This is a genomic window from Erwinia sp. INIA01, assembly GCF_025947915.1.
GTDB lineage: Bacteria > Pseudomonadota > Gammaproteobacteria > Enterobacterales > Enterobacteriaceae > Erwinia > Erwinia coffeiphila.
Genome location: NZ_JAPDNC010000004.1, coordinates 418030 through 442241 on the forward strand (window position 1 = coordinate 418030; position 24212 = coordinate 442241).

Here is a 24212-nt window from a genome sequence, read left to right on the forward strand (position 1 = left end):
CCTCAGACCAACGGTGAAACCCTCGACGTCACCCTGAAAGATGCGGCCGGCAACGAGTCCACCGCCGCTCAGGTGAATGCGGATGACACCACCGATCCCGTTGCACCAACCGACCTTGACGTCTCTGACGACGGCAGCTCTCTCTCCGGTAAAGGCGAGCCGGGCAGCACCGTCACCGTGAAAGGCCCGGATGGCACCGTGATCGGCACCGGTACCGTTGATAACGACGGCAACTTTACCGTGGCACTGGAGCCACCTCAGACCAACGGTGAAACCCTCGACGTCACCCTGAAAGATGCGGCCGGCAACGAGTCCACCGCCGCTCAGGTGAACGCGGATGACACCACCGCGCCAACCGCACCAACTGACGTAGAAGTTGGAGATGATGGTGCTTACCTCTGGGGCTATGGCGAACCGGGCACTACTGTCACCGTTTATGATCCAGACGGCAACGCAATTGGGACAGCTACCGTCGGAGACAATGGCTATTTTGAAGTTGAACTTCATCCAGCTCAAGTGGATGGCGAAACTCTTAAAGTTACCCTCAAAGATGCAGCAGGCAATATCTCCGATCCAACCAGCGTAGATGCTCCGATCGTTGATGACTCGGATGCTGACGCCGATGCGGATGCGGATGCGGATGCGGATGCTGACGCCGATGCGGATGCGGATGCCGATGCGGATGCCGATGCGGATGCGGATGCCGATGCTGACGCCGATGCCGATGCTGACGCCGATGCCGATGCGGACGCCGATGCGGATGCCGATGCGGATGCGGATGCCGACGCGGATGCGGATGCCGACGCCGATGCGGACGCCGATGCCGATGCCGATGCGGATGCTGACGCTGATGCGGATGCCGACGCGGACGCCGATGCCGATGCCGATGCCGATGCGGATGCTGATGCCGATGCCGATGCCGACGCTGATGCAGATGCGGATGCGGATGCCGACGCCGATGCGGATGCGGACGCGGACGCGGATGCCGACGCCGATGCGGACGCTGATGCCGATGCCGATGCCGATGCCGATGCGGATGCTGATGCTGATGCCGATGCCGATGCCGATGCGGATGCGGACGCCGATGCTGACGCCGATGCGGATGCGGATGCCGATGCGGATGCCGATGCCGATGCCGATGCGGACGCGGATGCCGATGCCGATGCCGACGCCGATGCCGATGCTGACGCCGATGCTGACGCCGATGCGGATGCCGACGCCGATGCCGACGCCGATGCGGATGCCGATGCCGACGCCGATGCCGATGCTGATGCGGATGCCGATGCGGATGCCGACGCGGACGCGGATGCCGATGCCGATGCCGATGCCGATGCGGATGCTGACGCTGATGCGGATGCCGATGCCGACGCCGATGCCGATGCGGATGCGGATGCCGATGCTGACGCCGATGCTGACGCCGACGCCGATGCCGATGCTGACGCCGACGCGGACGCCGATGCCGATGCCGATGCGGATGCCGACGCGGATGCAGACGCCGATGCGGATGCCGATGCTGACGCCGATGCGGATGCGGATGCGGATGCCGACGCCGATGCCGATGCGGATGCGGACGCCGATGCGGATGCGGATGCTGACGCCGATGCGGACGCTGACGCCGATGCCGATGCCGACGCGGATGCCGATGCCGATGCCGACGCTGATGCGGATGCAGACGCCGATGCGGATGCGGATGCGGATGCTGACGCCGATGCTGATGCTGATGCCGACGCGGATGCGGACGCCGATGCCGATGCCGATGCGGATGCCGATGCCGATGCCGATGCCGATGCGGATGCCGATGCCGACGCGGATGCCGATGCCGATGCCGATGCCGACGCGGATGCCGATGCGGATGCGGATGCGGATGCTGACGCCGATGCTGATGCTGATGCCGACGCGGATGCGGACGCCGATGCTGATGCCGACGCGGATGCGGACGCCGATGCCGATGCCGATGCCGATGCCGATGCGGATGCGGATGCCGATGCTGACGCCGATGCCGATGCCGACGCCGATGCGGATGCTGACGCCGATGCCGATGCGGATGCCGATGCCGACGCGGATGCCGATGCCGATGCCGACGCTGATGCCGATGCGGACGCCGATGCGGATGCCGATGCGGATGCCGATGCCGATGCCGATGCTGACGCCGATGCGGACGCCGATGCGGATGCCGATGCGGACGCCGACGCCGACGCGGATGCCGATGCGGATGCCGATGCGGACGCCGACGCCGACGCGGATGCCGATGCGGATGCCGATGCGGACGCCGATGCGGATGCCGACGCTGATGCCGACGCTGATGCGGATGCGGATGCCGATGCGGATGCAGACGCCGATGCGGATGCCGATGCTGATGCGGATGCCGACGTTGATGCACCTGATGCACCGGAAGGTCTCATCGTTAATGCAGGCGGCCTGACCATCACCGGTACGGGTGAACCTGGCGCATCTGTTACCGTCTATGACGCTAACAACAATGTGATCAGCGTTCCGGGCACCGTGGTTGACGAAGACGGCAACTTCACCGTGACTCTGACTACACCTCAGACTAATGGCGAAACTCTGAACGTTACCCTGACTGATGCAGCAGGTAACGAGTCACAGCCTGGCACCGTTGAAGCAGACGACACCACACCTCCGGCTCAGGTTGACGAGCTGAACGTGGCGGAAGACGGTCTGAGCATTACGGGTACCGGCGAACCGGGTGCGGCAATTACCGTACGCGATGCCGATGGCAACGTGATCAGCGTTCCGGGTGCTGTGGTGGGCGAGGACGGTAACTTCACCGTATCCCTGACTTCACCTCAGACCAACGGCGAAACCCTCTCCGTGACCCAGACCGATGAAGCGGGCAACCCGTCCGAACCGACAACCGTTGAAGCGGGCGATACCACGCCTCCGGCACAGGTTGACGATCTGAACGTGGCGGAAGACGGCCTGAGCATCACCGGTACCGGCGAACCGGGTGCCTCCATCACCGTTCGTGATGCCGATGGCAACGTGATCAGCGCTCCGGGTGCTGTGGTGGGCGAAGACGGTAACTTCACCGTAAACCTGACTTCACCTCAGACCAACGGTGAAACACTCTCCGTAACCCAGACCGATGAAGCGGGCAACCCGTCCGAACCGGCAACCGTTGAAGCGGGTGATACCACACCTCCGGCACAGGTTGACGATCTGACCGTGGCGGAAGATGGCCTGAGCATCACCGGTACCGGTGAACCGGGTGCCTCTATCACCGTTCGTGATGCTGATGGCAACGTGATCAGCCTCCCTGGCGCGGTGGTGGGCGAAGACGGCAACTTCACCGTGAATCTGAGTATCCCTCAGACCAACGGCGAAACCCTCTCCGTGACCCAGACCGACGAAGCGGGCAATCCGTCCGAACCGGCAACCGTTGAAGCGGGCGATACCACGCCTCCGGCACAGGTTGACGATCTGGAAGTGGCAGAAGACGGACTGAGCATTACGGGGACCGGCGAACCGGGTGCTTCCATCACCGTTCGTGATGCTGACGGCAACGTCATCAGCCTCCCGGGTGCCGTGGTGGGCGAAGACGGTAGCTTCACCGTAACGCTGAGCACCCCTCAGACCAACGGCGAAACCCTCTCCGTTACCCAGACCGACGAAGCGGGCAACCCGTCCGATCCGGCCACCGTTGACGCGGGCGACACCACGCCTCCGGCGCAGGTTGACGATCTGATCGTATCCAATGACGGTCTGACTATTATCGGTACCGGCGAACCGGGTGCCTCCATCACCGTTCGTGATGCTGACGGCAACATTATCAGCCTCCCTGGTGCGGTTGTGGGCGAAGACGGCAACTTTGTCGTGAACCTGAACCCGGCACAGACCAACGGTGAAACCCTCTCCGTTATTCAAACCGATGAAGCGGGCAACCCGTCCGATCCGGCCACCGTTGACGCGGGCGATACCACGCCTCCGGCACAGGTTGACGATTTGAACGTAGCGGAAGATGGCCTGAGCATTACGGGGACCGGCGAACCGGGTGCCTCCATCACCGTTCGTGATGCTGACGGCAACATTATCAGTGTCCCGGGTGCTGTGGTGGGCGAAGACGGTAACTTCACCGTGAATCTGAGCACGCCTCAGACCAACGGCGAAACCCTCTCCGTGACCCAGACCGATGAAGCGGGCAATCCGTCCGAACCGGCAACCGTTGAAGCTGGCGATACCACGCCTCCGGCACAGGTTGACGATCTGGAAGTGGCGGAAAACGGCCTGAGCATCAGCGGTACCGGCGAACCGGGTGCCTCCATCACCGTTCGTGATGCTGATGGTAATCTGCTCAGCCTGCCGGGTGCTGTCGTGGGCGAAGACGGTAACTTCACCGTACTGCTCAACGCTGCGCAGACCAATGGCCAGACACTGACCGTGATTCAGACCGATGAAGCGGGTAACCCGTCCGAACCGGCAACTGTTGAAGCAGGCGATACCACGCCTCCGGCACAGGTTGACGATCTGGAAGTGGCAGAAGACGGACTGAGCATTACGGGTACCGGTGAACCGGGTGCCTCCATCACCGTTCGTGATGCTGACGGCAACATTATCAGTGTCCCGGGTGCTGTGGTGGGCGAAGACGGTAACTTCACCGTGAATCTGAGCACGCCTCAGACCAACGGCGAAACCCTCTCCGTGACCCAGACCGATGAAGCGGGCAACCCATCCGAACCGGCAACCGTTGAAGCGGGCGATACCACGCCTCCGGCACAGGTTGACGATCTGGTGGTAGCGGAAAACGGCCTGAGCATCACCGGTACGGGTGAGCCGGGTGCCTCCATCATCGTTCGCGATGCTAACAATAACGTGATTAGCGTAGCGGGTGCTGTGGTAGGCGAAGACGGTAACTTCACCGTCAATCTGACATCTGCGCAGACTAACGGCCAGACGCTGACCGTCATTCAGACCGATGAAGCGGGTAACCCGTCCGAGCCGGCCACCGTTGATGCGGGCGATACCACGCCACCAATCGCGCCAACGGGTCTGAGTATCACTGAGGATGGTCTGACGATTACCGGTACCGGCGAACCGGGTGCCTCCATCACCGTACGCGATGCTAACAATAACGTGATTAGCGTAGCGGGTGCGGTTGTTGGGGAAAACGGTAGCTTTACCGTCACCCTGTCTTCACCTCAGACCAACGGCCAGCCGCTGACCGTGCTGCAGACCGATGAAGCGGGCAACCCATCGCCAACTGCACCGATCGTCGCTCACGACTCAACGCCACCGGATACACCAACCGCGCTGTCAATCAATGCGGCAGGTACGGTGCTGACGGGTACCGGTGAGCCTGGCTCAACGGTGACGGTGAAAGATGTTAACGGCAATACCATCAGCCCGGCGAACGTGAAAGTTGGAGAAAACGGTACCTTCACCGTGAATCTGACAGCGGCACAGACTAACGGCACGCAGCTGTCGGTAACACTGACTGATGCCGCGAATAACCCATCTACGGCTGGGCATGTTAATGGGGCGGTTCTTGTCTCGGCACATGACGATGCGGGCCAGGTTAACTTCTCCACCCAGAGTAATACGGTGACCAGTCCAACCACCATCGCTCCAGCTAGTGGACAGGCGCTTCTGGGTGTGAACCTCGCTGACCTGCTCACCGTTACACTGCTCGGCAATCAGCCTCACCTGACGTTCTCTGTCGGTGCCGGTGACTCTCGTACCATTAACGTTACAGGTACAGTTACAGGTCTGCAGGTTGCATCTACTGTCAGTGCCGTTCTGTATGTACAAAACGCGAATGGGACTTACAGCAAGGTTGAAAGTCACAATATCTATACTGTGCCACTCCTCTCAGCAACACCGAGAACAGGTTCGGCATCCTTTACCGTACCGAGTGCGGGCAATTATATCGTTGTGCTGTCATCAACCGGCGTTAATGCCCTAACCACCAACACCCTGACAGTGGGTTCTGACACAACAACATCCGTGGTGACACAAACCGCTCATGTTGACGGAAATCTGCTGACGAATGATACCACTGCAGCTAACGGTAGCATTCCAGCGGGGGCACATGTCACCACCGTTAACGGTACAACGCTGAACGCAACGGGCTTCACCTCGATTACCACAACATACGGAACCTTGTTGGTTAATCAGGCTGGTGCTTACACCTATACGCTGAACTCGGGTGTGAAAGTGACCGCGCTACCGCCAACTGTCACCATTGGCTATCAGATTGTCGACCATCACGGCGTCACGTCCGGCGCTAACCTGGTAATCACGCTGCACAACGGTGTGGCTACGGTCAGCTCGCTGATGGCGCTGGATTCACTCGACGGTCTGGACGGTGATACGTCTGTGCACGGCAACGTTCACGATGCGGATACCACCAATCATGCCGGCGCAACGCTGGGTATTGATGGCATCAGCCTGAGTGAAACCGGTACGGCAACCACCACGGTTGACGGTCTGTACGGAACGCTGACTATCAACGCTGACGGTTCCTATAGTTATGCACTTAACGAAGGAATTACAGCGGCTGATATCACCAGCAAAGAGGTGTTCTCTTACACCCTGACCGACACCGATGGAACGGTAACGCTGAATTCACTGACCATTGATTTGGCTCCAACAATCAACGGCACCAGTGAAGACGACTCTGTCTCTGGCAGTGCCTACAACGACACCTTCACGCTGGGTGACGGAGCAGACACGGTGGTTTATCACCTGCTGGATCAAGATGATTCAACCGGCGGCAACGGTGCGGATACCTGGACCGACTTCACCGTCGGTGAAGATCACATCGATGTCAGTGAACTGCTGCAGGGCTGGGACGGTTCGGCCGCCACCATCGGTAACTATGTCTCGGTAGAACATACCGACGACGGCAATACCGTGGTGTCGATTGACCGTGACGGTGCAGGAACGCAGTACGACTCAACCGAACTGATTACTCTCGAAAATGTGACCGTTACCCTGGACGAATTGCTGCAACAGCACAATACTTCCGTGTAACTAATGTTTGAGGGATATTTCAGTGGCACAGGGATGTGCCAAAAAATGTAACGTTATTTACTAACGGGGGTAGTGTAGCCAAGGGCTGCCGCACCCCCGTTTCCTGTTACGGTTTGCCTGAAGGAGTACGCGGATTGTTAAATGTTACAACAGTAAAACCCCGCAGACGGGTGAAGCATGTAAGAGATCAGCAACAGCGAACAGGAAAAAGAATTTCTATGATTCGTCGCGTAAAACGCAGTACGGCAGGCTTATTAATGCTGACCGGTGCTTTATTTCCACTGGCTCCGGCCCAGGCCGAAGAGCTGGATGAAGATTCCTCCTCGCGCATCAGCGCACAATATCTAGTTTCACAACAGGAATTACCCAGTCTTAACGGTGAAATCACCGAACCCATTATCGAAAATAGCTCGCAACCCCTTGATATCACCAAAGCGGTACAGCGCGCGGTACAGTGGCACCCCGCGATTAGTGAACAGGTGGGCAAGCTGTTTGAGCAGAACGAGCAGGTCAATTACGCCCGCTCCAAGTACTACCCGCAAATCAGCGGTGGAATGAACAACGGCATTACCAACACGTACAGTGGACACGGTTACAGCCCGTCGCTGGTGCTTTCGCTATCGCAGATGCTGTATGACTTCGGTAAAGTCGACAGTTCGGTGCGTTCAGCGAATGCCGGCGTGGCACAACAGCAGGCTAAAGTATTGGTGAGCATCGATCAGGTCGCTCATGATACGGCCGCCGCACTCGTTCAGGTTCAGGGCTATCAGGAACTGGTTGCTATCGCGCAGGCGCAGCTGGACTCGCTCAACACCATCGGCGGCCTGGCACGTGAACGTAACGATCAGGGGGCCAGTTCCCTCTCCGATGTGGTACAGACCAACACACGTATTGAAGGCGCACGCGCTACGCTGATGCAGTATCGCGCTAACCTTGACCGCTGGCGCGCAACGCTGGCCACCTATCTTGGCTGGAAAGCTGTAAACCGCGTCAATAATGATTTCCCCACAAAGCTGGGGAAAGCCTGTGAAGTTACCCAGGTTGACGATCGCTTAATACCTTCCGTGCTGGCGGCCTGGGCACAAGCCAATCAGGCACAGGCCCAGCTGGATTATGCCAATGCCCAGCGGATGCCGACCATCTCCCTGGAGCCGGAAGTCACTCACTACCTCAACGATCGCTATCCAAATAATCAGTCGCTGGATCGTACTCAGTACTCTGCCTATGTGCGGGTGCAGATGCCGCTGTATCAGGGCGGCGGTCTGGACGCGCAGCGCGCAGCGGCAGCACACACGCTGGAAGCCGCTAATGCAATGGTTCGCTCTGCCCGCCTGGATGCACGTCAGCAGCTCAGCGCTTCGCAGAATGAGTCGATGAGCCTCAGCACGACGCTGGCCATTCAGGCCCGCCAGCAGGCACTCGGTGAAAAAACCCGCGAGCTGTATCAACAGCAGTATCTGCAGCTTGGCACCCGTCAGCTGCTCGACGTGCTGAACGCCGAGCAGGAAATTTATCAGTCCCGTTTTACCGAGCAGCAGACCATCGCCCAGCTGCGCACGCTGCAGCTGGACTGTCTGTACAGCACGGGGCATATCCGAAGTGCCTTTGCACTGGATAACCAGAAGATCCAGCAGGTGGAGATCCAACCATGAGTCAGCTGCACCAGGAACCTCTCGAACCCGATAACGGCGAGAATAATAATGAGAAAAGCCATCTTCACGACTGGGTGACTGCCATTGGACACATCGCCAGACACTACCGTCTGGAATACTCCCCCGGCGGCCTGCAGGCTGCGGCCAGCTGGCAGATGGATAAACCACTGGCTTCCGTGATCCAGAACCTCGGTCGCCAGGCCGGGCTGTCAGGGCGTTTGCTGAATGAAAAAGACAGTGAGATCTCTAACTGGCGGCTGCCACTGGTGAGCCAGCTGAAAGACGGCCAGGTGGGAATTATCGAAAGCTATGACGGCCTGGACACCGTCGGCGTCAGCTTTATCAGCGACGCCCAGCTGGTGACCCAACTGCCGTTTTCCGAACTGCTGCCGGAAATCCGCCATATTGCCGCCTTCCGCCCGGTCGCTGTGGCAAAAGATATCCGTGCCGATCGCTATCTGGCTGAATACACGCCGAACTGGCTGCGCAACCTGGTCCTGCGCGATATCCGCCCCTACTGGTATGTCATGCTGGCCTCGCTGATCATCAATATTATGGCGCTGTCCGGCATCGTTTTCTCGATGCAGGTTTATGACCGGGTGATCCCGGCGCAATCGTACCCAACGCTGTATGTGCTGTTTGGCGGCGTGATGATTGCGATTCTGTTCTCCTTTGTTATGCGTATTGCCCGCGGGCATATTACCGATCTGTTGGGAAAACGCGCCGATTTGCGCGTTTCTGACCGGGTATTTGGCCACGCGCTGCGCCTGCGTAACAGTGCGGTCCCCCGCTCTACCGGCAGCTTTATTTCACAGGTTCGCGAGCTGGAGCAGGTGCGAGAAATGGTCACCTCCAGTACCGTTTCCGCCATCGTCGATATGCCGTTCTTCCTGCTATTTATGGGCGTTCTGGTGGTGATTTCTCCACATCTGGCGTGGATCGCGCCGGTCGCCACCATCCTGATGCTGGTTCCCGGCCTGCTGTTGCAAAAGAAACTGGCCCGGCTGGCGCGTCAGTCCTCGCTGGAAACCACATTGCGTAACGCCATTCTGGTAGAAAGCCTGCAGGGGTTGGAAGATATCAAGCTGATGCAGGCCGAGCAGCGCTTCCAGCAGCAGTGGAACAGCTATATTCAGATCACCGCGCAGTCCGGTTTAAAAACCCGCCGCCTGACCCAGGGACTGATCAGCTGGGGGATGACGGTACAGAATCTTGTCTATGCCACGGTAGTGATGATCGGTGCCCCGATGGTGATTGAGGGTGAAATTACCACCGGTGCGATCGTTGCGGCCTCGATGCTTTCCTCACGCATGATTGCGCCGATGACCAGCCTGTGCGGCGTGCTGGCACGCTGGCAGCAGGTCAAATCGGCGAAGGACGGTCTGGATAACATCATGCAGCTACCGGTGGAAAACGGCGGCGATGAAGCCCGCGTCCACTGCGCCACGCTGTATGGCGACTACCAGTTCAAATCCGCTGTGTTCCGCTACGACCTGGATTCCAATCAGATACCGCTGCGTGTAGCCAAGCTGGAGATTCGCCGCGGCGAGCGTATTGCGGTACTCGGCCGTAACGGGGCCGGTAAATCCACCTTCCTACAGGCGCTGGCCGGTGGCGTTGAGCTGGCTGAAGGTGAGCTGCGGTTAGATAACCTTAGCCTGCCGCATATCGACGTGGCCGACCTGCGCCGCAATGTCGGCCTGCTGACGCAGAACGCCCGCATGTTCCACGGTACGCTGCGCGATAACCTGACGATGGGTGCCCCTCATGCCCGCGACGAGGATATCTTTGCGGTACTGGAAGTCTGCGGTGCCGCAGACTTTATCAAGCGCCTGCCGCTGGGACTGGAACATAAAATTATGGAGGGCGGGCTGGGCCTGTCCGGCGGGCAGCGTCAGTCCATTCTGCTGGCGCGTATGCTGCTGCGCGATCCCAATATTGTCCTGCTTGATGAACCTACCGCCTCTCTGGATGAACACACCGAACGTGACTTCCTGCAGCGCCTGAGCGGCTGGCTGGCCGGCCGCACGCTGATTATTGCCACCCACCGTGCCGCCGTACTGGAGCTGGCTGAACGGGTACTGGTTCTGAAAGACGGTCAGTTGGTTATGGATGCACCGAAGGATAAAGCGATGAATCGCGCCGAAGAGAAAAAACGTACTCAGGAGATCGGTGATGAAAGCAAATTTGCCTGATTTGCCCGCCACGCTCGACGCGGCGCGCCTACCTGCTCCAACCTACAATGCCGCGGCCATCTCGCTGGCGGATGATGTTGATGGCATTCACAGCGATGAAGTCAAACTCTCCGGCGCAACGCGGATTGTCTGGCTTTGCGGACTGATGCTGGCGGTGATCGGCGTCTGGGCATGGTTTGGCACGCTGGACGAAGTCTCAAACGGTACCGGTAAGGTGATCCCCAGCACCCGAGAGCAGGTGCTACAGTCGCTGGACGGCGGGATCCTCGGCGGCCTGAACGTGCGTGAAGGTTCCCGGGTTGAAGCGGGAGAAATTGTCGCCTGGATGGACCCGACGCGCTCGCAGTCCAACGTTGGTGAAAGCGCGGCGCGCTACAGAGCGGCACTGGCTTCAGCCTCTCGTCTGACGGCGGAAGTTAACGACCTGCCGCTGACCTTCCCGGCCGAGCTGGATAAATATGAATCGTTGAAAGCGACCGAAACCCGGTTGTATAACACCCGACGCGCACAGCTGAAAGGGTCGGAAACACAAATCAATGAAGCGCTGGACCTGGTAAAACGCGAGCTGCAAATCACCGAGCGACTGGCCACCACGGGTGCTGCCAGTAACGTGGAAGTGCTGCGCCTGCGCCGTCAGAAAGCGGACCTTGACCTGAAGTTGACCGATCTACGTTCGCAATACTACGTGCAGGCGCGGGAAGAGATGGCGAAGGCCAATGCGGAAGCCGACTCGCTGGCGGAAGTGATAAAAGGACGTTCCGATTCAGTCGATCGCCTGACCGTGCGCTCGCCGGTACGCGGCATCGTTAAAAATATCAAAGTGAACACCATCGGCGGCGTAATCCCCCCTAATGGCGATCTGATGGAGATTGTCCCGCTGGACGATCGCCTGCTGATTGAAACCCGCCTGTCACCGCGCGACATTGCCTTTATCCACCCCGGCCAGGACGCCCTGGTTAAGATCAGCGCCTACGATTACGCCATCTACGGCGGGCTGCACGGCGTGGTTGAGACCATTTCTCCGGATACCATCCAGGACGAAGTGAAGCCGGAAATTTACTACTACCGCGTATTTATCCGCACGGACGTCGACTATTTGCAGAATAAAAATGGCAAACGATTCTCCATTTCACCCGGAATGATCGCGTCGGTGGATATTAAAACCGGCGAGAAAACCGTGATGGATTACCTGTTTAAACCGTTTAACCGCGTAAAAGAAGCGCTCAGAGAGCGTTAATAGTCTCTGGAGGAGATGAGATGTCATTAAGCAAACTATTGCAGGCAGCCCGTGTTTCTGCCGAAAGCATGACGACCACAGCACTGCCGGAAGGTCATCCCGGCTGGGTACTCTTTTTCAGTCTCTGTCACGGTAATAAACGTGCGCATGTCCATATCGCCAGCGGCAACAGTTTTGAACAGGCCTGGAGTGAAGGCGCGGGAGCGCTGCAAAAATGGAATAAAAAACAGAGCCGCGCACCACTCTGGCTACGGGTTGACGTGGTAGATCAGGTGCGCGCGGTGAGCTGGGAAGATTTGCAGCGTGAATTCGGCAAAACCAAGCGTAATTACTTCGGCTGCGGGCTGTCGCTGGACAGCCAGTTCACCCTCGCCATGCTGCCTCAGGAACTGTGCGCCAACGCCGTACTGTATGAAGGCAATAAAAACCTGGCAACGCCGAACGTGATTAATCTGGCCAGCTATGGCCGCCAGCGTTTTGGCCAGCCGCTCAAGTGGCCGCAGCGTGATGATGAAACCATCTGGTGCTTTACCACCAGCGGCGTATTTACCGACGGTACTCAGACCCTGCCGCTGGAAAATCGCGGGCTCAACGCGGGCTATCGCCGCATCGATAACTGGCCGGGTGAAACGCTGCCTGAAGTGATTAACAGCGCCACCAGCTTCCTGGCCGAACAGGTAAAATCATCCGGTGAATTTTATTACGGCTGGTTCCCCTGCTTTGACCGCCCTATCGACTCCTACAACGCGCTGCGCCACGCCAGTTCCACCTATGCCCTGCTGGAAGGCTGGGAGAAAAGCCAGCAGCCGCAGCAGATGGAAGCCGTTGAGCGCTCGCTGCGCTACCTGACCGGCAAGCTGATCCACACGCGCAAACTGCCGGACGGCAGCGATGCCGATTTCCTCGTGGATACGGGAAATGAGATCAAGCTGGGCGGTAACGCCGTCTGTATTCTGGCGATGGCAAAATACACCGAACTGACCGGCGATGAACGCTATCTGGCACAGATGGAACGGCTGGCAAACGGCATCGGCTTTATGCAGACCGATAAGAAGTCGTTTGTCCACGTGCTGAACTTCCCCAGCCTGTCGGTGAAGGCGGAACAGCGCATCATCTATTACGACGGTGAAGCGGCGTTTGCGCTGATGCGGCTGTACGGCATTACACGCAATCCGCGCTGGCTGGAGATCGTCGAGCGCGCGTTTGACTACTTTATTGAGAATAAACACTGGCAGGCACACGACCACTGGTTGAGCTACTGCGTTAATGAACTGACGCTGTACCGCCCGGAAGAGCGCTATTTCAAGTTCGGACTGGATAACGTACGCGACTATCTGAATTTTGTGCTGACGCGCATCACCACTTTCCCGACGCTGCTTGAGCTGATGATGGCGGCGCAGAAAATGATCGTGCGGATGGCCGCCGATGAGCGCCACGCCCATCTGCTGTTTGACTTCGACCTGAACAAATTCTACGAGGCGCTGGAGTTCCGCGCCCGCTACCTGCTGAACGGCTTCTTCTGGCCGGAACTGGCGATGTTCTTTAAAAACCCCGAGCGTATTGTTGGCAGCTTCTTTATCCGCCACCACAGCTTCCGAGTGAGGATCGATGATGTTGAACACTATCTGTCTGGCTATGTCGCCTACCATAACTACCTCCGTCAGCCATCCCATGAACAGGCTGCCGCTGTGAAGGCCTCGGTAGCGGCTAAGGCCCTGGCCGCGCGCGGTGGCCCGCGCAAATCAGGCGATCCACGCGTGCTGTTCCTGTGCGAAAACCTGCGCAACGTCGGTAACGGCATTGAAGTGGCGACGATGCGCCGCGTCAGGCTGTTTAAAGAGTATCTTGGCGTGGTGCCGACCATCCTGATTTCATCGTTTAACCCGGTGCTGGAAGAAACCACGGAAGCCTTTAAGGCGGCCGGTAAGCTGCCGGCAGAGACTCAGGTGATGAGCATTTATCAGTGGCTGTCGCCGCTCTGCGATAGCAAAAAACTCGCGTCGCTGGCGGCGATCCCGCAGGGCGTGCTGTTACGTTCAACGGGGGCTAAAGACGCGCCGCTGCGCGTGTTGCAGTATGCGCTGCCGGGACGTGAAGGCGAGCTGAGCTTTGAAGATTATGTCGACAGCCGTCAGCGTATCGTTCTGCGCAAGCACTATACCCAGCGCCAGCAGAGCAGCCTGTTGTCCAGCATTGAAGTCGGCCAGCCAAACGGCGAGAAACTGAGCTGGCGCAGCGACGCGGCGTTTGTCGCAGCGATGGCGATCATGTGCCTCGATCCGCGTACCGAATGGCACTTCCTGGTGGATAAAAACCGTCCATGGAGTGAATTTATCCGCCTTGCGCCACACCTGCACTGCAACGGCACGCTGACCTCGCTGTTCCACTCCACTCACCTGCTGGCCGATGGCAAGCTGAAAGCGGGCTATGCGCGCGTCCTCGACAACGAGAAAAACATTGACCAGCTGGTGGTGCTGACCGACGGGCAGCACCAGGCGCTGCTTAACGGCGGTTTCCCGGCTCAGCGCCTGCGCACCATTTCAAACCATATTGATAACCCGCAGGCAGCGAAGAAAATCAGCAAGAAGGCCAGTAAAAATGTGGTGTACATGGCCCGCTACTCCGAGGAGAAACGTCACGGGCTACTACTGCGAGTATTTGAAAAAGTGCTGAAGGCGGTGCCGGATGCGCAGCTGCATACCTGGGGCGTTGGCCCACTGCGTGCTGGCCTGATTAAGCAGGTGCAGGACAAAGGCCTGACGAAAAATATCCATATCAATGGATTCTCCGCCGATGTTGAAGACATCCACCGCCAGGCCTGCTGCGCGGTACTGTGTTCCGACCAGGAAGGTTTCTCGCTGTTTGGCCTGGAAGCGCTGGCCTACAGTACACCGCTGGTCAGCTTTAACGTCGATTACGGCCCGCGCGATCTGCTGAGCAACTTCAAGGCAGGCGTGCTGGTTGAAGACGGCAACGAGCAGGCGCTGGCGGATACGCTGATCGATCTGCTTGAGCATCCGGGCAAACTGCGCACCATGCGCGGAGCCGCTGCACGCAGCGCGGCACGCTTCTTTAGCCCGGTAGTGGCGGAGAAATGGCAACAGTGGTGGGATGATATGCGCCAGCTTGCGGCCGATCGCGAACAGCAGGCGCTACCAGCCAGCCTGGAACGTGCTGCAATCGGCCAGTAATGCTTTGCCGTGCCGGTAGACGTTACGACCGGCATTAGGAGCATCATGGTCTGAGGCATGACAACATTTATTCAATCGTTGACGGGGCGGACTTTCCGCCCCGATATCGTCACCATCCGCAATGTTTCTGGTCACACTCACACCAAAGCGCACATCCCCGTTCTGGTTAGTTAATAAAGAACACGATCTTTATTGTGCTTATCGACGTGCCCTTACCGCTTCAGGGGCTTTAACATCGTGCGGGTTCTGCTACCTTGACTGAATGATGTGGTGTTTTCTTCAGAATTAACTGAGAGGAAATATCGCTGAGGTCGTTGTTGACGCTGGCTCGGGTGAAAATTCACCACGATTTGGTGGCATTGCAGACAATTCTTCGTAAAGAAAGTTCAACAAAGATAAATCCTGGTTTCATCCGAGGCCATTATGAACATATAATGTGCAGCCGGTCACAGTTGACCAGTATTGGGTCGTTTATCAACAGTCTACATGGCGCTACACCTGAAATAATATGAAAAAAAGCATCCGTGCATTTGTCACCCTGTTTCTGGCCGCAGCGGCGTTCAGCCACTCAGCCTTAGCCGTGGTTTATCCGCTTCCGGCCGCCAACAGCCGCCTGACCGGACAGAATCTGGAAATCACTATTCCTGAAGACAGCAAGCTTCCGCTAGAAGCCTTTGCTGCCCAGTATCAGATGGGGCTGAGCAACCTTCTGGAAGCGAACCCAGGGGTTGACGTTTATCTGCCGAAAGCGGGCACTAAACTGATCATTCCTCAGCAGCTGATCCTGCCAGATGCTCCGCGTGAAGGCATTGTGATCAACAGCGCCGAAATGCGCCTTTACTACTATCCGAAAGGCACGAAAACCGTTGTCGTGCTGCCAATCGGCATCGGTGAATTAGGTAAAGATACGCCGGTTAACTGGACCACGTCCGTTCAGCGTAAAAAAGACGGCCCGACCTGGACCCCGACCAAGAAAATGCACGAAGAGTACGCCGCGCGCGGTGAATCTCTGCCTGCCGTTTTCCCGGCTGGCCCGGATAACCCAATGGGTCTTTATGCGCTGTATATTGGCCGCCTGTACGCCATCCACGGCACCAACGCCAACTTTGGTATCGGCCTGCGCGTAAGCCACGGCTGCGTACGTCTGCGCGCTGACGATATTAAATGGCTGTTCGACAACGTGCCGGTTGGTACACGTGTGCAGTTTATCGATCAGCCTGTTAAGGCAACGGTCGAGCCGGACGGTTCACGCTATGTCGAGATCCACAACCCGCTGTCGCAGACTGAAGAGCAGTTCCAGTCACGCGAGCCGGTTCCACTGACGCTTACCGCTGCGGTAACGAAAGTGGTTAGCGATGCCAGCGTTAACACCACCAGCATGGAAGACGCGCTGAAAACCCGTTCCGGTATGCCGGTAAAAGTAAACGGTGAAACCGATGCCACCGCTCCGGTTGCTGTCCCAGAGCAGGAAGGTGCACTGCCGAAAGAAGAGCCGATGACGCCGGTCACCCCGCAGGGTGCCAACGTGATTGATTCAGCTACCGGTGATGCCACTGCCGCAGCACAGCAACCCGCTGAACAGGCCGCGGCGGAGCAGCCAGCCACCGAGCAGTCTGCACCGGCAGCGACCGATGCACCCGCTGAAAGCAACGCGCAAACCATTCCTGGTCTGAGCCAGCCAGGCCCAATCTACAGCACGCCGAAATCCTGATTCGCATCAGGGGCCGCTCACTGGCCCGGTGATTAAAAACTGCACCTGAAAGGCGGCTACAGCCGCTGATTAAGGTGCAGTTTTTTTATGCCATAAATCTTCACTTGCAGAATTATGAACGCCCTCTCCCGGATGGCTGCGGACACCTTCAGCTGCACATCTTCGAATCGCGCCCTGCTCCTTTTTGATCGCCCGCAACTTATATAATCACTTTGAATTAGGCCATATCTTACTGTCTGATTTAATTAACGAAAATACGCACAAGCGCACGGAATGACTCGTACTGACCAGGCTAATCGCATTAGCTTAATGCTGCGTTAGCGTTAATTTGCTGATGCCCTCGACAACAATAGGCTTTGGAGAACCCGTGTTGTTCTCACCGCTGGCGTTTGTGTCTCGGCCAGCATTTCCACCGGGAAAGGATGCCACCCTTTCCCTTTTTTTTATCTCGGCTCCCGCCGCCGAAGCACCAGCCAGGCCGCCGCACAGCTAAACACCATCACCAGCATCACTAACAGCACGAAACCATGCGGGTTACCTGAAAGCGGTATCCCTCCTACGTTCATGCCGAAAAAACCGGCGACCAGATTAATGGGCAGCGCCAGCACGGTAATCAGCGTCAGGGTAAACAGCGTGCGGTTGCTCTGCTCCAACTGCTGCGCGGCCACTTCTTCCTGCAGCAGACGGATACGTTCGGTCAAACCATTAAGGTCGTTCAGTACCACAGTAAACTCTTCGGTAAACTGCCGCAGATCCTGCACCACGCTGGGGTTCAGCCAGCCGGGAGGCCGGTTTATCAGCCGAAAAAGCGCTGCCGGCTCCGGGGCAAGCAGGCGCTGAAAACGCAGCAGGGTGCGCCGCAGTCTGCCCAGCTCTGCGCGATTGCTTTTGATATGCTGACCTAACAGTCTCTCTTCAATCTGATCGACATACTGATTCGACTGGCGCACGATCAAACCGAGTACATCTTCCTGTTCCGCCAGCAGCTGGGCCAGCAGCTCGGTTGGCGATCGCAGGTCCATGGCAATCAGCTTCTGCTGTAACCGCTCCACCAGCCTGACCGGCTTAAAGCGGGCGCTGACCACCAGCCCCGCCCGGCACCAGATCCACAGCGTGGCAGTCTCCTCACCGCTTTCACGCGCATCAAAAATCACGTCGTTCAGCACCGCCATCAGCGCATCGTTCTGCCGCTCAATGCGGGTACTGTGTGAACCGTGCTGGATTTCGTCGAAGAACTCTTCATCTACGGCAAAATGCGTTTGCAGCCAGCGCGCGGCAGCAGCGTGATTCAGATTAACGTGAAGCCACAGAAAGCTATCTTCCGCGCTGTTCTGGCTGTTCCATGCTTCACACGACTGCTGTACGGTTAAACTTTGCGGCTCGCGGCCGTTGAAAAACTGATAGCCATAAATCAGGCCGGAAACATCATCACTAAAGTCGGGTTTTTGCCGCACCAGCGGCAGGCGTTGAGTCATAGTTTTACCAGGCTAAAACAGGGCCGCAATAACCCTATCCTGACCTATGCAGATGACAGTTTTGTTACCGTTGTCGCCGGGTGCGCATTTATTCGCCCGCTTCGTCATTTCTTTGTCATAAAAACTGCGTATTACCGGAGAGTAATTCTGTTTAACAGCACAATGACTACTTTTTAACCTTACCGGGGGTAAGCGAGAATGGCGATGCAAGGTAATGATTTCTCCATTGAGAATATTAACCAGCGCCTGCTGCAGGAGTTCTACGACAGCTACGACGAAGAGCTGGAGATGGAGCTTGACGATCTGCGTTTTGGCGACGGCCGCGAGCCTGAACCGGGTGAAAAAGCCTGGCGTAAGCACTATTTCCGCGAACTGCTGCGCCTGCAGGGTGAACTGGTCAAGCTGCAGGAGTGGGTCACCCGCACCGGCCACCGCCTGGTGATTATTTTTGAAGGCCGCGATGCCGCCGGCAAAGGCGGGGTGATTAAACGCATTACCCAGCGCCTTAACCCGCGCACCTGCCGCGTTGCTGCCCTGCCCGCACCTAACGATCGGGAACGCACCCAGTGGTATTTCCAGCGCTATATTGCTCACCTTCCGGCCGCAGGGGAAATGGTGCTGTTTGACCGCAGCTGGTACAACCGTGCGGGCGTTGAGCGGGTGATGGGTTTCTGCAACGAACAGGAAGTGGAAGAGTTTTTCCGCAGCGTGCCGGAGTTTGAAAAGATGCTGACGCGCAGTGGAATTCAGATCGTTAAATACTGGTTCTCCATTACCGATGAAGAACAGGAACTGCGCTTCCTCAGCCGCATCCACGACCCGTTAAAACAGTGGAAGCTCAGCCCGATGGACCTGGAAAGCCGCCGCCGCTGGGAAGAGTACACCGAGGCGAAAGAAGAAATGCTGGAGCGCACCAATATTGATGAAGCCCCGTGGTGGATCGTGCAGGGCGTGGACAAAAAGAAAGCGCGCCTGAACTGCATCAGCCATCTGCTGCGCCAGATCCCGTATGAGGACACGGAGCAGAAAACTATCACCCTGCCGCACCGGGAGCGTCACGATGAGTATCGCCGCAACCCGGTGCCGGAAGAGATGATCGTACCGGAAATTTACTGACCCGGCTGGGGGGATCGACCGTCCCCCCGCATCAGCATTCTCACGATCAGCGCCAGCGCAATCAGCACCACGCCCGCCGCAGCCAGATAGATAGCATCAATTCCCCAGTGCCCAATCAGTAAGCCAGCCAGCGGCCCGGTGATCCCCAGACCGCAGTCGAGGAAGGCAGAATAAAGCCCCAGTGCCGATCCCTGATTTTGCGGCTTCACGCGCCGAATCGCTTCCACGCCCAGCGCCGGGAAAATCAGTGAGAAGCCGGAACCGGTGAGAAACGCCCCCAGATCCACCATCCATACGCTGCTCGCCTGCCAGATAATCAACAGGCCGACGCACTCGATCGTGAACGACACCAGCGATACGCGCATCGCACCAAAGCGGCTGATGCTGTTGTTGAACAGCAGGCGCATCAGAATAAATCCGCAGCTGAACAGCGTCAGCGAGAAGGCCGCGCCGCTCCAGCCGTGATGGCTGAAATAGAGGGTGATAAAGGTGGCAATCGTACCGAAGCCCACCGTGCCCAGCCCCAGACACAGGCCGTAGATCCAGATTTTGCCAAACACCTGGCTGAACGACGTGCGTTCGCCCACCTGCACTTTGACCGCCGGCCGGCGCGTTGCCATCCAGAAGCCGAGAATCGCCATCACCACGATCAGTCCGGCAAAGCCAGGAATACCAAACAGCGAATTCAGCATCACGCCGAGCGGTGCGCCCATTGCCATGGCCAGATAGGTCGCCACGCCGTTCCAGGAGATCACGCGTGCACTCTGCACCGTGCCGACGACATTAATCCCCCACAGGATCGATCCGGTAGCCGTCAGGCTTTCACCGAAGCCCAGCACCACCCTTCCCATGGCAAGCAGCAGCAGGCTGACCAGCGGAGAGCTATTAAATATCACCGCCAGAATGCTCAGCGCACCGCTGGCACCGCACAGCACCAGCCCGGCCAGCACCACTTTTTTCGGTCCAAGCAGATCGGCATAGCGACCGGCCTGCGGACGGCTAATCAGCGTAGCGAAATATTGCAGGCTGATAATGAGCCCGGCAACAAACGAGCTGTATCCCAGCTGGTTATGCACATAGCCCGGCAACACCGCCAGCGGCAGGCCGATAGAGAGGTAACAGAAAAAGGTAAAAACCACGACGGAGATAATGCGTTTATTAAGCTGGGCATTGGTTAATGCCGGAATTGCAGACATAGCAGAGCCAAAACAGGTTGTAATAGTCGCTATATCATACCCTTAGCTTGCTAACAGATCCCGCGAAGAATCACGATAAGTTATGTCAAAAAGAGGATTTTTGTTGCCAGCAGCGAATGTTAAACGCACTTTCCGTGGAGGCTCCGGCAGAATACGTTAATCCACCCACCAATTTGCCCTGCAATTTCAGGGCAAAGTGGTGATGATTACTGGCATCGGGCGCTGGCCGGAGTCATTCTGTTGGCAAAAGGAGAGTTCCCCGGTTACAAAAGGCGGCGATAGTCCTGATGGACGTTTACTTCAGGGTAATATTGCCAATCGCCTGCGCAATATCCTTTGAGGTGCTCAGCGCACGAATTTCGGCAAACAGCCCGCTGGCTTCTTCGTATTCCTTACGCAGATAGCCCAGCCACTGCTTGATGCGCGCGACGTGGTACAGGCCGGTATCGCCCTGTTTTTCCAACAGTACGTATTTCTTCAGCAGCATCACGACGTCGTTCCACGGCATACGCGGCTCGTTGTACTTGATCACCCGGCTGAGGTTGGGAACGTTCAGCGCGCCACGTCCGATCATGACCGCATCGCATCCTGTCGCCGCCAGGCAGTCCTGCGCGCTCTGCCAGTCCCAGATTTCGCCGTTGGCGATCACCGGAATCGTTAAGCGTTTGCGGATTTCACCAATCGCCGCCCAGTTAATGCGCTCGGCTTTGTAGCCGTCTTCTTTGGTACGGCCGTGTACGGCAAGCTCGGTAGCACCGGCCTGCTGTACCGCATCGGCAATTTCAAACTGACGATCGCCGGAATCCCAGCCGAGACGAATTTTTACCGTCACCGGCAAATGTGCAGGCACAGCGGCACGCATCGCCTTCGCGCCCTGGTAAATCAGCTCGGGATCTTTTAACAGCGTGGCACCACCGCCGCTGCCGTTGACCGTTTTCGACGGACAGCCGCAGTTGAGATCCACACCCCATGAGCCCAGCTCCACCGCTCGCGCGGCATTTTCCGCCAGCCATTCCGGGTACTGGCCCAGCAGCTGAATGCGCACCAGCGTACCGGAGGGCGTCCGGCTGGCGTGATCCAGTTCAGGGCAGAGACGAGAAAAACACTTCACCGGCAGCAGTGCATCTACCACCCGCAAAAATTCGGTAATACAGAGATCGTAATCGTTGACGTCGGTCAGCAGTTCACGCACCAGCGAATCGAGAACGCCTTCCATCGGGGCCAGTAGCACGCGCATGATAAACCTGTGGGTTGTAAAAGGGGGAACCGGACGGTTCCCCCGAATGAATTAGCCGTTGTTGCCAGGATTAGCACGACGCTGACGGGTACGGTTTACGCGTGGTGCTGCACCGTTGCCGCCTTCCGGGCGCGCACCGCGTGCCGCACCGGAACCGATAGCCGCACCGCCGCCGTTACCCTGACGGCGCTGTTCACCACCGTTGCCCTGACGACGCTGCTCGCCACCGTTGTTACCGCTACTGTTGCTGCTGCCGTTGCCGCTGCGATTGCCACCGGCGCTGCGTCCGCCGCCACCACTACGCTGGCCCGGCGCACCGCCGCGACCGCGACCACCGCCGCCACCTGCGCCACCGCGCTGCTGACGACCGTTAACGATCGGCTCAGCCTTGATCGTTGGGTCCGGCTCGTAGCCATCGATAGCCATTCGTGGGATTTCACGCTTCAGCACGCGCTCAATGTCACGCAGCAGCTTATGCTCGTCCACGCAGACCAGCGACAGCGCTTCACCCACCGCCGCTGCACGACCGGTACGACCAATACGGTGTACATAGTCTTCCGGCACGTTTGGCAGCTCGTAGTTCACCACGTGCGGCAGCTCTTCGATGTCGATGCCGCGCGCGGCGATATCGGTTGCCACCAGCACGCGAATTTTACCGTCTTTAAAATCGCTCAGCGCACGGGTACGCGCACCCTGGCTTTTATTGCCGTGGATCGCAGCGGCAGTAATACCGTCTTTGTTCAGCTGCTCGGCCAGGTGGTTAGCGCCGTGCTTGGTACGAGTGAAGACCAGCACCTGCTGCCAGTTGCCGCTACCAATCAGCTGCGACAGCAGTTCCCGCTTGCGCTTTTTATCAACGAAATGAACGTGCTGAGTAACCTGCTCAGATGCGGTGTTGCGGCGAGCCACTTCCACCTGCTCCGGGTTGTGCAGCAGTTTTTCCGCCAGAGATTTGATCTCATCAGAGAAAGTGGCGGAGAACAGCAGGTTCTGACGTTTTGCCGGCAGCTTGGCCAGCACACGGCGGATATCGTGAATAAAGCCCATATCCAGCATGCGGTCGGCTTCATCCAGCACCAGAATCTCAACCTTAGACAGGTCAAGCGCGTTCTGATGTTCCAGATCCAACAGACGGCCCGGCGTGGCGACCAGTACGTCAACGCCGCCGCGCAGCTTCATCATCTGCGGGTTAATACTTACGCCGCCAAATACCACCAGCGAACGAATGTTCAGATATTTGCTGTACTCAGCAACGTTTTCACCGACCTGCGCTGCCAGCTCGCGGGTTGGTGTTAAAATCAACGCACGAACCGGGCGACGGCCCTTAGCGTGCGGGTTACTGCTGCTCAGCAGTTGCAGCAACGGCAGGGTAAAACCGGCAGTTTTACCGGTACCGGTTTGGGCGCTGGCCATCAGGTCGCGACCGGAAAGCACTACCGGGATTGCCTGACGCTGAATCGGCGTTGGCTCGTTATAGCCCTGTTCAGCAACAGCGCGAAGAATATCGGCATTAAGGCCGAGAGAATCAAATGACATAAAGTTGACTGACTCCGGATCCGCCCTGACCGCAAAGCGGTGTAGTTTCCAGGGGGAGAATATGACGCCAGGATTGTCCTGACGCTTGAATGAGAGCACAAACCACGGTGCGTAAGCGGCAGATTATAGCAGATCCCCACGCTCTACAGGGAGTTATTCTTGGTACTGAAATCCTAAAAAAGATACGGGTATCGGGGAAGGCTTCGCGGGGGTATACGGCAGATAAAATAACGGGCCACCGAAGTGGCCCGTCTGGGATTAACGCTGGCGGTGGCGCGAACGCGCCGGCTCTTTCGCCAGCAGCGAAACAACCGCCGGGCCGGCCAGCATGACAACCCCTACGGCACCGAGCAGCAGGTTATTGTGGATCACCCGCGACAGTACCAGCAGCACTAACATCGCTGCACCGAAATAGTAAGTGGTTGTAACATCTTCAAGGAAATCGCCAATGCGCCGCAAACCCGGCACACGCTGCGTCAACAGCATGGCGGCAAACACACTGGCATACATCGCCAGCAGCAGCAGGCTGACCTGCAGCAGCGCATGGTGCTTCCATCCCCACACCAGTGCGGCAATCAGCAGCAGGTGTAGCGCGATGTGTAAACAGTTTTGCCCAGTGACAATCTGAATACGATTAGACCATTTCATTTGTTTCTCCCGGTGGTCCATGACTGGC

General features: G+C 57.8%; 12 protein-coding genes. 7 read left to right on the top strand and 5 right to left on the bottom strand.

From position 1 onward, the window contains the following. The 6 genes from OMR58_RS09920 to OMR58_RS09945 form a co-directional block, all read left to right on the top strand. On the top strand, window positions 1–6990 hold a 6990-nt coding region (locus tag OMR58_RS09920), incomplete at its 5' end, for an Ig-like domain-containing protein (protein ID WP_264545818.1). A gap of 218 nt (window positions 6991–7208) precedes the next feature. Further along, window positions 7209–8642 (top strand): TolC family outer membrane protein, encoded by a 1434-nt coding sequence (locus OMR58_RS09925; RefSeq protein ID WP_105591148.1) that lies wholly within the window; start codon window positions 7209–7211, stop codon window positions 8640–8642. Further along, window positions 8639–10837, top strand: coding sequence for a type I secretion system permease/ATPase (locus tag OMR58_RS09930; protein ID WP_264545819.1), 2199 nt, complete (start codon window positions 8639–8641; stop codon window positions 10835–10837). Before OMR58_RS09925 ends, OMR58_RS09930 begins: the two co-directional genes overlap by 4 nt. Continuing rightward, window positions 10818–12074 carry an HlyD family type I secretion periplasmic adaptor subunit gene (locus tag OMR58_RS09935; RefSeq protein WP_200563619.1) on the top strand — a complete coding sequence of 419 codons (1257 nt, stop codon included), beginning with the start codon at window positions 10818–10820 and terminating at the stop codon, window positions 12072–12074. The genes OMR58_RS09930 and OMR58_RS09935 overlap by 20 nt, the downstream gene beginning before the upstream one ends. Window positions 12075–12094: 20 nt before the next feature. Continuing rightward, on the top strand, window positions 12095–15265 hold the full coding sequence (locus OMR58_RS09940; RefSeq protein ID WP_200563617.1) for a glycosyltransferase: 3171 nt from the start codon (window positions 12095–12097) through the stop codon (window positions 15263–15265). A gap of 508 nt (window positions 15266–15773) precedes the next feature. Beyond that, window positions 15774–16976, top strand: coding sequence for a L,D-transpeptidase family protein (locus OMR58_RS09945; RefSeq protein ID WP_200563615.1), 1203 nt, complete (start codon window positions 15774–15776; stop codon window positions 16974–16976). Window positions 16977–17419: 443 nt separating this feature from the next. Here OMR58_RS09945 and OMR58_RS09950 read toward each other — a convergent pair whose 3' ends face one another. After that, a complete protein-coding gene (locus tag OMR58_RS09950) occupies window positions 17420–18451 on the bottom strand; it encodes a transporter (RefSeq protein ID WP_200563613.1) in 1032 nt (343 codons plus the stop codon). Between the two features lie 198 nt (window positions 18452–18649). Between OMR58_RS09950 and ppk2 the strand changes: the two genes are divergently transcribed. Then, on the top strand, window positions 18650–19567 hold the full coding sequence (gene ppk2 / locus OMR58_RS09955; RefSeq protein WP_200563611.1) for a polyphosphate kinase 2: 918 nt from the start codon (window positions 18650–18652) through the stop codon (window positions 19565–19567). Here the strand turns inward: ppk2 and OMR58_RS09960 are convergent. From OMR58_RS09960 to OMR58_RS09975, 4 genes are all read right to left on the bottom strand, one after another. After that, the gene (locus OMR58_RS09960; protein WP_264545820.1) at window positions 19561–20763 is read right to left on the bottom strand and encodes an MFS transporter; all 1203 of its coding nucleotides are present in this window, start codon (window positions 20761–20763) and stop codon (window positions 19561–19563) included. The two genes, ppk2 and OMR58_RS09960, sit on opposite strands and share 7 nt — an antisense overlap. 295 nt (window positions 20764–21058) lie before the next feature. Further along, a complete protein-coding gene (gene dusC, locus OMR58_RS09965; protein ID WP_264545821.1) occupies window positions 21059–22000 on the bottom strand; it encodes a tRNA dihydrouridine(16) synthase DusC in 942 nt (313 codons plus the stop codon). A 51-nt stretch (window positions 22001–22051) separates the two neighbouring features. Then, entirely contained in the window at window positions 22052–23536 is a 1485-nt protein-coding gene (gene rhlE / locus OMR58_RS09970) for an ATP-dependent RNA helicase RhlE (protein WP_264545822.1), read from the bottom strand. A 258-nt stretch (window positions 23537–23794) separates the two neighbouring features. Continuing rightward, complete coding sequence (locus OMR58_RS09975) at window positions 23795–24184, bottom strand: YbhQ family protein (RefSeq protein ID WP_105591138.1); 390 nt, start codon at window positions 24182–24184, stop codon at window positions 23795–23797. Window positions 24185–24212 lie beyond the last annotated feature (28 nt).